16 protein-coding genes are annotated in these 14568 nt (G+C 69.6%); 11 read left to right on the plus strand and 5 right to left on the minus strand.

Annotated elements, in window-relative coordinates; genetic code table 11:
* The first annotated feature begins 3 nt into the window (after window positions 1-3).
* From H074_RS21085 to H074_RS21115, 7 genes are read left to right on the plus strand one after another with little or no spacing between them, the layout of a single operon-like run.
* Window positions 4-711: a cupin domain-containing protein gene (locus tag H074_RS21085; RefSeq protein WP_200865802.1), complete on the plus strand. Its 708-nt coding sequence runs from the start codon at window positions 4-6 to the stop codon at window positions 709-711.
* Window positions 708-1094, plus strand: a complete 387-nt coding sequence (locus H074_RS21090) for a cupin domain-containing protein (RefSeq protein WP_007032087.1) — start codon at window positions 708-710, stop codon at window positions 1092-1094. Before H074_RS21085 ends, H074_RS21090 begins: the two co-directional genes overlap by 4 nt.
* A 19-nt stretch (window positions 1095-1113) precedes the next feature.
* Entirely contained in the window at window positions 1114-2691 is a 1578-nt protein-coding gene (locus tag H074_RS21095; protein ID WP_007032088.1) for a GMC oxidoreductase, read from the plus strand.
* A complete protein-coding gene (locus H074_RS21100) occupies window positions 2660-3895 on the plus strand; it encodes a DegT/DnrJ/EryC1/StrS family aminotransferase (protein WP_007032089.1) in 1236 nt (411 codons plus the stop codon). The genes H074_RS21095 and H074_RS21100 overlap by 32 nt, the downstream gene beginning before the upstream one ends.
* Window positions 3896-3897: 2 nt before the next feature.
* Entirely contained in the window at window positions 3898-5412 is a 1515-nt protein-coding gene (locus H074_RS21105) for an iron-containing alcohol dehydrogenase (protein WP_039922993.1), read from the plus strand.
* Entirely contained in the window at window positions 5409-5978 is a 570-nt protein-coding gene (locus H074_RS21110) for a VOC family protein (protein ID WP_007032091.1), read from the plus strand. Before H074_RS21105 ends, H074_RS21110 begins: the two co-directional genes overlap by 4 nt.
* 8 nt (window positions 5979-5986) lie before the next feature.
* Window positions 5987-6475 carry a quercetin 2,3-dioxygenase gene (locus H074_RS21115; protein ID WP_007032092.1) on the plus strand — a complete coding sequence of 163 codons (489 nt, stop codon included), beginning with the start codon at window positions 5987-5989 and terminating at the stop codon, window positions 6473-6475.
* Here H074_RS21115 and H074_RS21120 read toward each other — a convergent pair whose 3' ends face one another.
* Genes H074_RS21120 through H074_RS21130 form a run of 3 tightly spaced genes read right to left on the minus strand, consistent with a single transcriptional unit; the run spans window position 6476 to window position 8257 of the window.
* Complete coding sequence (locus H074_RS21120) at window positions 6476-7042, minus strand: GNAT family N-acetyltransferase (protein ID WP_007032093.1); 567 nt, start codon at window positions 7040-7042, stop codon at window positions 6476-6478.
* A gap of 7 nt (window positions 7043-7049) precedes the next feature.
* Entirely contained in the window at window positions 7050-7574 is a 525-nt protein-coding gene (locus H074_RS21125; RefSeq protein WP_235096828.1) for a hypothetical protein, read from the minus strand.
* A gap of 38 nt (window positions 7575-7612) precedes the next feature.
* Complete coding sequence (locus H074_RS21130; protein WP_007032095.1) at window positions 7613-8257, minus strand: spermine/spermidine synthase domain-containing protein; 645 nt, start codon at window positions 8255-8257, stop codon at window positions 7613-7615.
* A gap of 342 nt (window positions 8258-8599) precedes the next feature.
* Here H074_RS21130 and H074_RS21135 point away from each other — a divergent pair, with 342 nt between their 5' ends.
* Window positions 8600-8788: a DUF1918 domain-containing protein gene (locus tag H074_RS21135; RefSeq protein ID WP_007032096.1), complete on the plus strand. Its 189-nt coding sequence runs from the start codon at window positions 8600-8602 to the stop codon at window positions 8786-8788.
* A gap of 3 nt (window positions 8789-8791) precedes the next feature.
* Here the strand turns inward: H074_RS21135 and H074_RS21140 are convergent, their stop codons facing one another.
* Window positions 8792-9961 carry an MFS transporter gene (locus tag H074_RS21140; RefSeq protein ID WP_039922995.1) on the minus strand — a complete coding sequence of 390 codons (1170 nt, stop codon included), beginning with the start codon at window positions 9959-9961 and terminating at the stop codon, window positions 8792-8794.
* Window positions 9962-10186: 225 nt separating this feature from the next.
* On the opposite strand from H074_RS21140, the gene H074_RS21145 reads away from it, so the two are divergent.
* Both H074_RS21145 and H074_RS21150 read left to right on the plus strand, forming a co-directional pair.
* On the plus strand, window positions 10187-10504 hold the full coding sequence (locus H074_RS21145) for an ArsR/SmtB family transcription factor (RefSeq protein WP_005166507.1): 318 nt from the start codon (window positions 10187-10189) through the stop codon (window positions 10502-10504).
* Between the two features lie 194 nt (window positions 10505-10698).
* Entirely contained in the window at window positions 10699-11871 is a 1173-nt protein-coding gene (locus tag H074_RS21150; protein WP_007032099.1) for an MFS transporter, read from the plus strand.
* 4 nt (window positions 11872-11875) lie between these two features.
* Here H074_RS21150 and H074_RS21155 read toward each other — a convergent pair whose 3' ends face one another.
* Window positions 11876-12175 (minus strand): DUF3017 domain-containing protein, encoded by a 300-nt coding sequence (locus H074_RS21155; RefSeq protein ID WP_007032100.1) that lies wholly within the window; start codon window positions 12173-12175, stop codon window positions 11876-11878.
* 117 nt (window positions 12176-12292) lie between these two features.
* Here H074_RS21155 and H074_RS41055 point away from each other — a divergent pair.
* A partial coding sequence (locus H074_RS41055) for a hypothetical protein (protein WP_476692304.1) occupies window positions 12293-14568 on the plus strand: 2276 nt, incomplete at its 3' end.

A 14568-nucleotide genomic window follows, 5' to 3' on the forward strand; every position in this document is an offset into this window, starting at 1 on the left:
CGGATGACCGTCACGACCCTGGACGAGCTGTCCGAGGTCTACGAAATGCACGGCGGTGAGAAGGTCGCCCGGTGGAAATGCCTTGCCAGGCGGAACAATCTGTTCGGGGCGTGGGAAGCGGTGGAGTGTTCCTTCCTGCCCGCGGGCGGGGCCAGCGGCGTGCACCTGCACAGCCGGACCGAGCAATTCGACTACGTGGTCTCCGGCAGCGGCGTGATGACGATCGACGGCGTCGACCATCCGGTCACCGCCGGCGATCTGCTCACCACCTGCCTCGGCACCCGGCACGGCATCCGCAATGTCGGTGACGAAGACCTGATCTGGCTGGTCATCGAGGTTTCCGGCCCGGGAATGGTGCCGGAGGTACCCGCACAGGACACCAGCGGCGACCGCGCCGAGGTGATCAAGCTCCGCGAGGTCCGCGATGTCGACGCACTGGACTATCTGTCCGGACCGCTTCGCCGGGCCCGGCTGATCGAGCTCGCTCCGGGGCAGGCTGAGACCTTGGTGGCCGACGAGCAGGAGCATGTGCTTTTCACGCTCGACGGCACCGGATCCGCGAAGTCCGGGTCCACCACCGTCCCGTTGCGCTACGGGGTATCGGTCGGGGTGCCGTTCCGCGGTTCCGTCACGGTCGAGGGCGGGCCGGACGGACTGGAGTTCTTCGTGGTCAGCCTGGTCGTCCCGGCGAACGCGGGAGGTGCGGAATGATCGTCTCCGACTCCGGCGACGGACTCACCCGAACCCTCGACGGCAACGCCGGGGAAGCGGTGTGGCGGTGCCTCGGGCGCCGCGGAATGTTGTTCAGTGAATGCGAATCCTTCGATTTCGTCCGGCTCGCACCGGGCGCGGTTCTCGACGAACGCGGCCGAAGTGACATCGAAGAAGCCTGGTTCGTGCTTCGCGGCGAGGCCGAGTTCGTCGAGGACGGCCAAGACCGGCTGCTCGCCCGCGAGGGCGAACTGGTCTTCTGCGCGCACGCGGCGGCCGGTCGATGGCGGAACATCGGCGACTCCCCGCTGGAAATGCTGTTCCTGGCGTTGATGCCCGCTTCGGTGAGCCTGCGGTTGCCGACCCGGACCCCGTCCGACTGACCAGGGAAAGGAGAGTCCCATGAGTCACCAGCGAATCGAGGTCGACGTTCTCGTCGTCGGTTCCGGGCCGGTGGGCGCGACCTTCGCGCGCACGCTCGTCGAAGGCGGACGCAGCGTCATGATGGTGGACGCCGGACCGCAGCTCTCCAGCCGTCCTGGCGAGCACCTGAAGAACCACTTCGCCTACCAGCACAGCCACGAGCGCTTCGGCAGTCTGGTCAGCGGGCATCTGCACCCGCTGTCGGTTCCGGCCGCCGAGCCGGCCGAGCCCGGCCGGTTGATCAGCCTGGACGCGGGCGTCGCCACGTATGCGGTCGGCGGGATGGCCACCCATTGGACCGGGGTGACCCCACGGCACCACCCCGCGGTCGAACTGTCCGGCGCTTTCACCGCCGCCGAGTGGAACCAGCTCTACGACGACGCCGAGGCACTGCTTCACACCGGAACCGACCTGACCGCGGACGCCGTCTCGCATCAGATCGTCCTGGACGCGCTCGCTTCGGAATACCGCGAACTGCCCGACGCGTACGGAGTTCGGCATCTGCCGATGGCGGCGCGGCGCCGCGCCGACAACCCGCGGCTCGTGCGCTGGACCGGGACGGACACCGTTCTCGGCCCGCTCGCGGACGGCGGCCGGGACGAGTTCGTGCTGCGCGAACAGCATCTGTGCCGCCGTCTCGTACCGTCGGCGGACGGCGGGCGGATCGAGTACGCCGAGATCGAGGACCACCGCGACTGGCGGACGCTGCGGGTCGTGGCGGACACGTATGTCCTCGCCGGTGGCGCCGTGCTCACCCCACAGCTGTTGTACGCCTCCGGTATCCGGCCGCCGGCGCTCGGCCGCTACCTCACCGAACAGCCGGTCGCCTTCTGCCAGGTCGTGCTCGGCGACGACCTGGTCGCTCGCGTGACGGCCGATGAGCGCTTCACCGAGCGGGTCGCCGCCCACCGGGCAAGCCGTCCCGCCGATCCCCTGCCAATCCCGGTGGACGACGCCGACCCGAACGTCTGGATCCCGGTGTCACCGGACCGTCCGTGGCACTGCCAGATCCATCGCGACCTGCCCTACGACGATCTGGTGCCGAACCGGGAAGTCGACAAGCGGCTGGTAGTCGACCTGCGCTGGTTCGGGCTCGTCGACCCGCGCCCGGAGAACCGGGTGCGGTTCTCCGACACCGAACAGGACGTCTTCGGCCTGCCGCGACCGGGGTTCGAATTCTCGCTCGGCGACCGGGACCGCGAACGGCAACATCGGATGATGGCGGACCTCCGGCGGGCCGCGGCCGCACTCGGGTCGTACCTGCCAGGGTCCGAACCACGCTTCATCGTTCCCACGCTTCCGTTGCACATCGCGGGAACCACCCGGATGGGCACCGACGCGGACACCAGCGTGGTCGACCCCGGTTCGCGGGTCTGGGGCGTCGAAAACCTCTATCTCGGCGGAAACGGCCTCATCTCGACCCCCAACGCGAGCAACCCGACCCTGACCAGTGTCGCGATGGCGTTGCGGGCGGCACGCGGAATTCTCGGCACTGAACATCCATCCTCGGCGGAAAGGCGCGCAGATGAGCGGCCCGGGCTACTTGTTCCTCGGTGATGAAGAGAAGGCGTTGGTCACTCGCGCGCTGGACACCTGGCAGCTGAACAGGTACCGGTTCGACGAGACCGCCGAACCGTCCATGGTGTTCACGCTCGAACGCGAATTCGAGCAGCGCACCGGTGCCGCCCACTGCTTGGCGGTGAACAGCTGCACCTCCGCGCTGCTCACCGCGCTCGCGGCGTTGGGCGTCGGCCCCGGCGACGAGGTGATCGTCCCCGGCTACACGTTCATCGCGTCCATCGCCGCCATCGTCCACCGCGGCGCGGTCCCGGTGCTCGCCGAGATCGACGAATCGCTGACCCTCGACCCCGAAGACGTGACGCGCCGGATCACCCCCGCGACCAAGGCCATTCTCGCGGTGCACATGCTGGGAGCGTCCGCCGCGCTGGACGAGCTGCGCCGGATCGCGGACGACCACGGCCTGTTCCTGATCGAGGACGCCGCCCAGGCCACCGGCGGCCGGTACCGGGGCCGCGCCCTCGGCACCGTCGGCGACGCCGGCGCCTTTTCCCTCAACCTCTTCAAGATCATCACCAGCGGTGACGGCGGGCTTCTCACGGTCGCGGACGACGCCGTCTACGAACGTGCTTTCGCCTTCCACGACCACGGGTTCAAACCGATGCGCCACGGCATCGCCGACGCCGACTCACTGTTCGGGCTGAACCTGCGGATGCACGAACTGAGCGGCGCCGTCGCGCTCGGCCAGTTGCGCAAGATCGATCTCATCCTGGAAACCCTGCGCAAGCAGAAGACCGCGCTGGCCGAGGCGATCGGTGAGCTGCCCGGTGTCGAGCGGAGGCGGCTCAACGATCCGGACGGCGAATGCCATTCCTTCTTCGTTCTGCGGTTCGAGACCGTCGAGACGGCGCGGGCGGTGGCCGCCAAGCTCGGCACCTCCACGCTCATCGACTCCGGCCGTCACTACTACGGGAACATGCCCCAGCTGATCAGCCGTCGCATGCCCACCGCGTCGGAACATCCTTTCGGCTGCCAGGCCCATCCCACCGAGGTCCGGTACGAGCCGCACATGCTGCCGCGTACCGACGACATTCTCGGCCGGTCGATCACGCTGTCCGTCGGCGTGGTCGACGGCTATCTCGGCGCCGGATTCGGCATCACCCCGCTCTCGACGGCCGACGAGATCGCGGCCGTCGCCACCGCAGTCAAATCAGCCGTCAACGAAGTGGTCGCGAGGACGTGAACATGCAACCGGTCGAATCGAAACCGGTGGAGACGGGTTCGCCCGCCCACCACTGGCGGGTCGAGGCCCAGCTCCCCGTCGACTACGAAGTCCGGCTGACCACCGGCGTACTCGACCCGTCCAACCCGGCGTTGCTGGACGCGGGCACCCTCGTCCGCGCCGAACGGCTTCGGCGGTTCGTCGTGGTCGACGCCGAGGTCTACGCCATCTACGGCGACAACGTGCGCAAATACCTGGAACACCACAATGTCGAATACAGCCTCTGCGTCTTGCCCGTCTCGGAGGAGACCAAGACGATGGAGTCGGTGTTCACCGTGGTGAACGACCTCGACTCGTTCGGTATCTCCCGCCGGAACGAGCCGATCATCGCCATCGGTGGCGGCGTCGTGCTCGACATCGTCGGCCTGGTCGGCAGCCTGTACCGGCGCGGGACCCCGTACGTCCGGGTCCCCACTTCACTGATCGGGCTGGTCGACGCCGGAGTCGGCATCAAGACCGGCGTGAACCACGGCAGCCACAAGAACCGCCTCGGCTCGTACTTCGCGCCGACGGTGGCGTTGCTGGATCGCGATTTCCTGGCCACTTTGGACGGTCGGCACATCAGCAACGGCCTCGCCGAGATCCTCAAGATCGCGCTGATCAAGGACGCGAGGTTGTTCCAGCTGCTGGAGGACCACGCCGAGTTGCTCCTCGCCGAACGGCTCACCGGCCAGACGCAGACCGGCGACCTCGTCGCCGGTGAGGTGTTCAGCCGGGCGGTGGGCGGCATGCTGGAGGAACTGCGGCCGAACCTGTGGGAGAAGCAGCTGGAACGGGTGGTCGACTACGGTCACTCGTTCAGTCCCACGCTGGAGATGCGGGCGCTTCCCGCGTTGCTGCACGGCGAGGCCGTGACCATCGACATGGCGCTGACCACGGTGCTCGCCGAGGCCCGCGGTCTGGTGTCCACAGTGGACCGTGAACGGATCTTCCGGCTCATGCGACGGCTACGCCTGCCCGTCTGGCATCCGTTTATGGAAGCCGAGCTGCTGGAACACGCACTGCGGGAGACGGTCCGGCACCGGGACGGGCTGCAACGGATGCCGATCCCGGTCGGGATCGGTGCGGCCTGCTTCCTCAACGACCTCACCGCCGCCGAACTCGCCCGTGCGGCGGAGATCCTTCGCACGCTGCACGAGACGGGCGCGGACGAGGTGATCGTCACCGACGTCGGCGGCCGGTCCGACGCCGCCGGGAACCGGCTGATCGACCGGGGTGGGCTGAGCAGCACCTGGCAGGCCATTCACTGGGCTTCGCTACCGCCCGGCGGCCTCCGGGTGGAGGACACCCGGACCGGTACGGACAAGTTCTGTTTCGTGCTGGCGGGCGAAGGTGCGCTGCGTGTCGACGAGGTGTCGCACGACTTGCGCCCCGGCGACCTGATCGCCACCCGAGCCGGTGCGGTGCACCGTTTCGCGAATCAGGGCACGGAGCACCTGAACTGGCTGATGATCGAAGTTCCCGGAGGCGTGGCATGACCCGGCCGTCGGTGCGGGAGCCCCGGCGGCGGGGCATCCCCGGGGCCAGGGCGGTGCACCATGTCGCCTACACCGTCCCGGACCTGGAGCAGGCGATCGAGTTCTTCGTCGAGGTCATCGGCGCGGAGCTGATCTACACCGAGGGCCCGGTGCAGGACCGGGAAGGCGACTGGATGACCCGCAAACTCGCCGTGGACGCCGCGGCGGTCGCCAGGGTCGCCATGCTCCGGCTGGGGCCGGTGACCAACCTGGAGCTCTTCGAGTACACCGCGCCGGATCAGCGCCGCGAGCTTCCCCGCAACAGCGACTGGGGCGGTCACCACCTGGCGATCCACGTCACGGACGTCGACGCCGCCGCGGCCTATCTGCGAGCCCAACCGGGCGTCCGTGTCCTCGGCGACCCGGAGACGATCACCGATGGGCCGATCGCGGGAGATCGGTGGGTGTACTTCCTGACGCCGTGGGGGATGCAGCTGGAGTTGATCAACATCCCCGCGGGCGCGCCGTTCGAACAGGAGACCGCCGCGCGCCCGTACCAGTCCGACCGGCCATGGTCCAATCACTGAGGAGCAGCATGACCGAACCATCCGCGCTCGTTCCCGCCGGCCACGGGCCGACGACCTGGTTCGACGGCAACGTCTACACCGTGAAGGCGAGCGCCGAGAGCACCAACGGCGCCATGTCCGTCCTGGAGTCCTCGATCCTGCCGGGAAGCGGTCCGCCGCTGCACGTCCACACGCAGGAGGACGAGGCGTTCTACGTCCTGTCCGGCCAGCTGAGTTTCACCGTCGGCGACGAGCAGTTCCTCGGCAAGGCGGGGGATTTCGTGCTCGTCCCCCGCGGCATCCCGCACTGCTTCAAGAACATCAGCGCCCACGTCGCGCACACGATCTTCGTCTACACCCCCGCCGGGTTCGAGAAGTTCTTCCAGGAGGCGGGTGATCCGGCCGTGCCGGGCATGCCGGTCCCGAAGTGGGGGCCGGCGGAGTTCGAACGGGCGGCGGAGATCGCCGTCCGCCACGGCTGGGAGGGACCGAGGACGGAGCAGGAGGCCGGCCGGTAGCTACTTCTTCGCGGCTCCCGGCCACGGTCCCGGCGTCTCGGCGGGCAGTTCGGCCTGCTCGACCTCGGTGCGGAACAGCCGGAAGCCGCGTGCCTGGTAGTTCTTGAGCGCGGCCGGGCCATCGGTGGTGCACGTGTGGACCGTGACGCGGCGCGCCGGCGTTTTGCCCGGCCAGCGCTCCGCGAGCGTCCACGCCTCCCGCAGCGCGACGGTCAGCAGATGCCCTCCGATGCCCTTGCCGACGAAGGACGAAATCAGGCCGAAGTACGCGAGTTCCACTGTGTCATCGACAGTGCCGTCGAGCTCGAAGTACCCGCACGGCGTCCCCTGCGCGTACGCCACCCAGGTCTCGACACCCGGCCTGTCCAGCCACTCGATCCACTGATCCCACGACCAGCCGAGCCTGTCGATCCAGAACCAGTCGCCGCCGACGGCGGTGTAGAGGTAGCGGTTCAGCTCCGGGCTGACCAGCTCGGCGCGGGTGACCGTCACCGGGACGGCCGGCGGCTTCGCCGCGCTCAAGTCGTCCGGCGAGGTCTGTTCGAGGTGCCAGGTCGTGATCTCCATGCGGCGATCATTTCAGCCAGACCCGCAGAGGCCCCAGTGCCGTGTAGCCGTTGCGGAGGGCGGCGTCGAGATCTTCGCCGCGTTCGTATCCCGTGATCGGCAAGCCGGGGAAGCTCGCCGCGACGGCCGAGGTCGCGCCGCGCCAGGCCTCGTCCAGGTCGCCGTGAGTGTACAGATTGGACAGTCCGGCGAAGCCGCCGTCACGATTGGCAGTCACCCCCGCGACCCCGTTCGACCACACGGCGACGGACGGGTCGTCGAACTGGTCGTCGACTCGGGCCCAGCCCGGTTCGAGCGGCACGTGAGCCGTGCGCGCGATCCACGTGGCCTCGAAGAGCACCTCGAAACCTTCGCGCGCGAGATCCAGGCAGCCGAAGCTGTCCTTCACCGCGCAGCCTGGTGATGTGTCGATCCCGTCCAGGACTTCCCGGACTGTCGCGTCCGGCGTCAGGGTCACCGCGTCGGGGTACAGCGGCGGCGTCCGGCTCGCCGACTTCCAGACGCGGGCGGTGAAAATGCCCGTTCGGCACACCGTGTCACACCAGCGCGCGTTGACGCGCGCGGCGTCCGCTACACCCGCGCGAACCACAGCACGTCCGGTTCGCCTTGCGGCACCGGGATCTTCAGCTCCCGCACCTCACCGAACCGCGCCCGCAGCCGCTTCGCGAACGACGGCACCGACTCGGCGCTCCACACCCCGAGCACACCGCCGGGCCGCAGCCGCGCCGCGAGCATGTCGAGCCCGTCGCCGGAATACAACTTCGCGTTGCCGTCGGTGACCGTCCACTCAGGACCGTTGTCGATGTCGAGGCACAGCGCGTCGAACCGCTCTTCCGTCCGGCGCAACCACTTCACCAGATCGGCCTCGACCACGGTGACCCGTTCGTCGGACAATGCGTTGTCATGGACGTCCTTGAGCGGGCCCTCGCGGTTCCAGCCGATCACGGCGGGCTCACGCTCGACGACCACGACCTCGCCGACACCGGGGTGGTCCAGCGCGGCGCGCAGCGAATAGCCGACCCCGAGGCCGCCGATCAGCATCCGCGCTTTGCCCGGCACCAGATCCGCGGCCACCGAGACGAGCAACCGTTCGGATTCACCGTTGCGGGTGTCCATCAGGAAGACGCCGTTGGCGATGACCTCGAAATCGTCGCCCGCCCGGCGGAGCACCAATTCGCCGCTCTTCCCCGCGACTTTGTCGAGTACGTCGGTCATCCGGGCAGCTTATCGAGGACGGTCACAGCAGGCCCGCCAAGCCGGACGCCGCAACGTGTTGCCGCGGCGCAGCGCCTCCGGCACCCAAGGAAATCTCGGCACGGCAAGGCAGGCACCCACCGCGTCGCAGGTCCGCAAGAGAGTGCCGAGGTTCGCTCCGTGCAGTGGCCACAGCGGTGCAGCGACGAGATGTCCCCGGCAAAAATGGGATTTCCTTCTCCTGGCCGCACGCAGCTCACCGGACGTGAGGCGTCGCGCCTCCAAGGATTTCGAGGATCATGCCGGCACTGTAGCGGGATCACCTCCGACGCTCCTAACCTTGAAGCGTCGGAGGTGATTGTCATGCAGGCGACCGTCGGAGACGAGATCCACGTGCACGGACGCACGGTCGGCTCGGCCGAGCAGCGCGGTGAAATCCTCGAGGTACGCGGCGAACACGGTGCCCCGCCGTATCTCGTCCGATTCGAGGACGGGCACGAAGGGCTGGTTTTCCCGGGCCCCGACTGCGAAGTCCAGTCTCGCGCCGAGTAGGCGTCACTCGGCCAATGCGGGCTGCTTCACGCGGCTCCGCCAGCCCGCCACGACCACGGCCGCGCCGATCGCGGTCAGCACCGCCGCGATCTCGGGCAGCAGGAGCGGCCCGCCGCCGCTGAGCACCGCTCCCCCGACCAGGCCGGAGAGACCGACGCCGAGATAGATCGCGGACGCGTTGAGCGAGAGGACGAGCCCGGCGTTCTGCTTGGACAGCTCGATCAGCCGGTGCTGGATCGGCGGGTTGACCGACCAGGTGGCCAGGCCCCAGAGGAAGAGAACGACGGCCGCGCCCGCGACGGTGGTCGCCACCAGGGGCAGCATCGCGAGTACCACGGTGATGCCGCCGAACACGACGAGCAGCGGTCCCCTGGCGCCCCAGCGGTCGGTCGCGCGGCCGCCGAGGACGTTGCCGAGCGCACCGCCCGCGCCGTAGACGAACAGCAACAAGCTGACCGTCGTGCCGTGGACGCCCGCGGTGGCGGACAGGACCGGCGAGATGAAGGTGTAGACGGAGAACGCGGCGAGGCAGCCGAGCACGGTCGCGCCGAGCATGGCGAGCACACGCGGGTCCTTGGCGACGGTGAACCGTTCGGCCAGCCGGACCGGAGGTGGCGCGGGGACGGCGGGCAAGACCAGCCGGACGGCGAAGGCGCCGAGGAGCGAGAAGGCCGCGACGAGCGCGAAGACGGCCTGGTAGCCGACGCTCTGCGAAAGGACGCTGCCGAGCGGGACGCCCAGGATCGTCGCGACGGTGAGCCCGCCGAAGACGAGCGCGACCGCGCGGCCCCGGCGCTCCGGCGAGGTGAGTTCGGCGGCGACGGTGCTCGCGGCCGGGGTGAAGACCGCCGCGCCGATCGCGGTGACGACGCGCGCGAGGAGCAGGGTCACGTAACCGGGCGCGAGGGCGGCGAGGGCGTTGCCGATAGCGGTGACGACGAGGGCGGCGACCAGGAGCGTGCGCCGCTCCCAGCGGCCCGTGACCGCGGCGAAGAGCGGTGAGCCGACCGCGTACGCGATGGCGAAGGCGGTGACCAGCTGGGCGGCGGCCGTCTCGGAGACCGCGAGCTCACCGGTCAGCGCGGGCAGCAGCCCCGCGACGACGTAGCCGCTGGTGCCGACCGCGAAGGTGCCGAGCGCCAATACCGCGGTCCTGGGTGGTGCGAAAGTCATGGCTCCCCAGCTCCAGACCCCCGGCGATCGCGGTTAGCCCGCGAAACGCAGGTCGGCGCCGGAGCGCGGTTAGGCCGCGAAACGCAGGTCCGTGCGGCAGGTGACCGGATCGCACTTAGCCCGCGAAAGTCGACTCGGGGGTCGTTGTTCGATGGTTGTCGTAGTTCGATGGAGACCGTACTACGAACTCGTGGAAAGTTTCGAGTGGCGTCGTACTATGGACGGGTGGCCGCGACGACCCAGCAGTACGTCTATCCCGATCAGGACGAGATCCGGATCGAGGCGGTCCTGGCCGCGCTCGCGGACCCCGTCAGGCTCGACATGGTCCGGCAGCTGGCCGAAGCCGGCACCGAGATCTCGTGCAGCGGTTTCGACGTCGCCGTGACGAAGTCCACACTCACCCATCACCTGCGCACGCTGCGCGAAGCGGGCATCATCATGGGCCGCCAGCAGGGCACCGCCCGCTACAACTCCTTGCGCCGCAACGATCTCGACGAACTCTTCCCCGGCCTGCTCCAGGGAGTGCTCGCCGCCCGCCGCTGAGGGTGGGCAGCCTCACCCGGAACCGGGATGACAAAGACCCCTTCGATCCGTTGAACTGAACGCAGGACAGCTCGTCGACGTCGGGGCCGCACGCGCTGTCTTCTTTTGTGTCCGAGACCTAAATCGATTCAGCTCCCCTTCGCGACACTGGGGCGAGTAATCGTTTACTCACGTACGACCCTGGAAGGAGAGCCGTGCCCGTCGCGCTGCTCGCGCTCGCCATCGGTGCCTTCGGCATCGGGACCACCGAATTCGTCATGATGGGTGTGCTGCCCGAAGCCGCCGCCGACTTCGGCGTGTCGATCCCGTCCGCCGGCTACCTCATCTCCGGCTACGCACTGGGCGTCGTGGTCGGCGCCCCGCTGCTCACCGCCGCCGCCGTCCGGCTGCCACGCAAGACGATGCTGCTGGCGATGATGGGGCTGTTCACGCTCGGCAACACCCTCTTCGCGCTCTCGCCGAACCAGGAGTTCGGTGTCGCCTTCCGCTTCCTCGCCGGCCTGCCACACGGTGCGTTCTTCGGCGCCGGAGCGGTCGTCGCGTCCAGCCTGGCCAAGCCGGGCGAGCGCGCGAAGGCCGTCTCGATGATGTTCATGGGCCTGACCCTGGCGAACGTCGTCGGCGTGCCGCTGGGGACCCTGCTCGGCCAGAAGGTCGGCTGGCGCGCGACCTTCGGCGTCGTCGCCGTGATCGGCCTGCTCGCCATGGTCGCGATCGCGAAACTGGTCCCCCACCAGGGCAAACCGGTCGAACCGTCGCTGCGCGGCGAACTCGGCGCCTTCCGCCGTCCGCAGGTGTGGCTCGCGCTCGCGATCGTCACCTTCGGACTCGGCGGCGTGTTCGCCTGCCTGTCCTACATCGCGCCGATGCTGACCGACGTCACCGGCTACTCGCCGTCGAACGTCACCCTGCTGCTCTCGCTGGCCGGGGTCGGCATGACGATCGGCAACATCCTCGGCGGCAGGCTCGCCGACAAGGCGCTGATGCCGAGCCTCTACGTCTCGCTGTTCGGGCTGGCCACGGTGCTGGCGATCTTCACCTTCACCGCGAACGGCAAGGTCGGCGCGGCGGTGACGATCTTCTTCGTCGGCCTCGCCGGGTTCATGATCGGCCCGATGATGCAGGCCCGGATCATGGAGAAGGCGGGCGGGACGCCGTCGCTGGTCTCCGCGGCCGTGCAGTCGGCGTTCAACATCGCGAACTCCATCGGCGCCTACCTGGGCGGCCTGGTGATCGCGGGCGGGTTCGGCCTGGTCGCGCCCAACTGGGTCGGTGCGTCGCTGGCCGTCCTGGGGCTCTCGCTGGCCGTGGTGTCCGGCGGCATGGACCGCCGCGAGGCGCGCCTCGCCCCCGCCATGGCCTCCTGACCCTTCAGGAGAGGGGGCCGCCGGTGATCGTGAACGCGATGAACAGGATCAAGACGGAAAGCGCGCCGTAGGTCAGGACGTCGACCGGCTTGCCCCGGATCGCCAGCAGCCCGGCCTTCGCCTCGGGCAGCGCCGCCCGGAGCAGGCCGGCGAGCAGCAACGCGCCACCGATCAGCGCGGCCCCCTGCCGCCAGTGGTACTGGCCGATCCGCAGGGCGGCGACGGCCACCACCAGCATCACCAGCAGGAACGGCAGGTGATGGAGCAGTGCCCCACGGTCACGCCGTTGTCCGGCCACCGCCATCAGTCCTCGTCCTTCAGGGTCTCGCGGGCAACTCGGTTCACGCCATGAGTATCCCGGGTGAGTGACCCGGCAGCAGGTCAGGGCGTCTTCCGGGCTGTCAATAGCGGCAAAACCCACATGCGGGGTGCACACGAGCGCGGATACGGTCAAAATGTGACCGTGGCACAACCGACGACTCAGTTGAACGCGACCGAGCAGGACACCCTGGTCAAACAGATCGGCCTCGCCCTGCTGCGGGCCGCTCCGCGTGATTGGCGGAAGGTGACCGCCGAGTACCGAGCCGTCGGCAGGTACCACGAGATGACCGGCGAGATCATCACGGAGGACGGCACCGCGCACGAATGGGTCGCGACGCACGACATCGCGACGCTGTTCGGCAGGCTCCGCGCCGGGATGTATCGCGATGGCCGCGGCACCTGGTTCAACGCCCGTTACCAGCTCGACCACCCGTCCAGCTACAACCTCGAGTACAACCGCGACGAGCCGCAGTGGCGCCTCGCGCCGCCTCCGCAGGCGCTCTCCGACGAACTGCGCATGTTCCCCCGCTCCGAGGAGAACGTGCCCGAATGGCTGATCCGGCGCATGTCCGGACTCGGCCCCGAGCAGCCCGGACCGCATTTCCGCATCGCCCGCATCTTCGACACTATCGGCCCGGCCGGGCGTCCGGTGATCAACCGGCCCGACCTGGAGATCGAGGAGCAGGACAGGCTGCTCGAGTACCTCGACCACGCGCCGCTGGTGGTCACCGAACGCGGCTACGACATCGACCGGCTCGCGCAGACCCCCGAGGCCACCGTCCCGGTCGCCTTCCACAGCGACGGGCAGTGGATCTGGCCCGCCGCCGTGAACTTCTACCTGCGCGAGTACGGCGTCTCGCCGGAGCTCGACCTGATCGAGCACGTCCGGCAGAACGACTTCGCGCTGCCCGAGGTCGACGCCCCGACGCTGCAGGCCGCGGCGGGATACCTCACCCGGGGGAACCAGCCTCCGCAGCAGCGCCCCAACGGCCCGGGTGGGCCGGGTGGGCCCAGCAACGGCGTGCCCGCGGGCCCGCCTCCGCAGGGCCCGCCGCAGAACGGCCCGGTGCCGCCTCAGCAGGCCGCGCCCAACCAGGGTGCTCCCGGGCAGCCCGGCCCCGGTGGCCCCGGTCCGAACCAGGCCGCCGCTCAGCCGCCCGTCCCGCCGCCGCACCAGCAGGGCCCGGACCAGGCCGCGGCGGCCGCCGCGGCCGCGGCACCGGTCGCCGCGGCGGCGGCCGTCCCCTCCGCCGAGTCCGCCGTCCCGGATCAGGCCGAGCAGGCCCAGCGGTACGAAAACGACTACGACACCCAGGACTACCAGGCGCAGGACTTCCACGAAGCCGCCGCCGAGCAGCAGTACGAGGACGGCTACGAAGACCCGTACGCGCACGACGAGGCGCAGTTCCACGAGTCCGAACAGGACGTCTACGCCGACGAGGCCCGGCAGGACGAGGCGTCGCATCAGCGCGCCGAACCGGAGCCGGAACCGCGGCTCGCCGACCCGGAGGCCACCACGTACGCGCGGGCCCCTCAGGCCGACGCCTACGAGCAGCCTCACGAGGAAGAGCAGAACGCGTACACCCGGCAGGAAGAGAACCAGCCGTACGCGCCTCCTGAGGAGGAGACGACCACCGGCTACACGCCGGTCGAGCAGGCCGACGCCGGTCCTGAGCTGCCTCTTCTGACGCACGACGCGGAGCCGAACGTTGCGCCCCCGCCGTCGGACACGGAGGTCACGCAGGTCGACGCCCCGCCGCCCGCTCCCGTGGTCCGCCCCGAGCCCGAGCCGCGACGCGAGGAAGCCCCGCGCCGCGCGATCCCGGAGCGGCCTCGCGTCGAGCACCCCGTTCCGGTGCTGAACGAACTGCAGGCGAAGCTCGACGACCTCGGCGTGCCCGACGACGTCTACCGCATCGGCTCCCCCGCCGAGCACGGCTGGAGCGTCGAGCAGGTCGACGGCGGCGGCTGGCGGGTCGGCTGGTACGACGGGAAGCTGACCAACCCGGCGGTGTTCGGCGACGCCGAGGACGCGGCCGCGTTCATGCTCGGCAAGGTCCTGCTGAACCCGAACGGCGCTCCACCCGTCGATGAGCAGCCCTTCGACGAGCCGCCGGTCGCCGAAGAGCGTCCTGTCGAAGAGCCGCCTCCGGCGCCGCCCGTGCTGGCGACGTTGTCCCCCGAGATCGCGACCGGTTCGCATCCGGTGCCGCCTCGGGAGTCGATCCCGGCACAGGAACAGACGGCGTTCACGACGGCCGAGGAGTTGCTCGGGGACGATTTGGACGACGAGCCCGCCCCCGCGCCGGTCCCGCCCGCTCCCCCGGCGCGGCCGAACCCGGTGCTGGCGAGCCCGCCACCCGCGCCGCCGCGGCG

The organism is Amycolatopsis decaplanina DSM 44594, from assembly GCF_000342005.1.
GTDB classification, from domain to species: domain Bacteria; phylum Actinomycetota; class Actinomycetes; order Mycobacteriales; family Pseudonocardiaceae; genus Amycolatopsis; species Amycolatopsis decaplanina.

What these genes read in the sequence shown, in the direction of transcription:
- H074_RS21085 (WP_200865802.1), top strand. Translation starts at nt 4, where the DNA reads ATGACCGTCACGACCCTGGACGAGCTGTCCGAGGTCTACGAAATGCAC.
- H074_RS21090 (WP_007032087.1), top strand. Translation starts at nt 708, where the DNA reads ATGATCGTCTCCGACTCCGGCGACGGACTCACCCGAACCCTCGACGGC.
- H074_RS21095 (WP_007032088.1), top strand. Translation starts at nt 1,114, where the DNA reads ATGAGTCACCAGCGAATCGAGGTCGACGTTCTCGTCGTCGGTTCCGGG.
- H074_RS21100 (WP_007032089.1), top strand. Translation starts at nt 2,660, where the DNA reads ATGAGCGGCCCGGGCTACTTGTTCCTCGGTGATGAAGAGAAGGCGTTG.
- H074_RS21105 (WP_039922993.1), top strand. Translation starts at nt 3,898, where the DNA reads ATGCAACCGGTCGAATCGAAACCGGTGGAGACGGGTTCGCCCGCCCAC.
- H074_RS21110 (WP_007032091.1), top strand. Translation starts at nt 5,409, where the DNA reads ATGACCCGGCCGTCGGTGCGGGAGCCCCGGCGGCGGGGCATCCCCGGG.
- H074_RS21115 (WP_007032092.1), top strand. Translation starts at nt 5,987, where the DNA reads ATGACCGAACCATCCGCGCTCGTTCCCGCCGGCCACGGGCCGACGACC.
- H074_RS21120 (WP_007032093.1), bottom strand. Translation starts at nt 7,042, where the DNA reads ATGGAGATCACGACCTGGCACCTCGAACAGACCTCGCCGGACGACTTG.
- H074_RS21130 (WP_007032095.1), bottom strand. Translation starts at nt 8,257, where the DNA reads ATGACCGACGTACTCGACAAAGTCGCGGGGAAGAGCGGCGAATTGGTG.
- H074_RS21135 (WP_007032096.1), top strand. Translation starts at nt 8,600, where the DNA reads ATGCAGGCGACCGTCGGAGACGAGATCCACGTGCACGGACGCACGGTC.
- H074_RS21140 (WP_039922995.1), bottom strand. Translation starts at nt 9,961, where the DNA reads ATGACTTTCGCACCACCCAGGACCGCGGTATTGGCGCTCGGCACCTTC.
- H074_RS21155 (WP_007032100.1), bottom strand. Translation starts at nt 12,175, where the DNA reads ATGGCGGTGGCCGGACAACGGCGTGACCGTGGGGCACTGCTCCATCAC.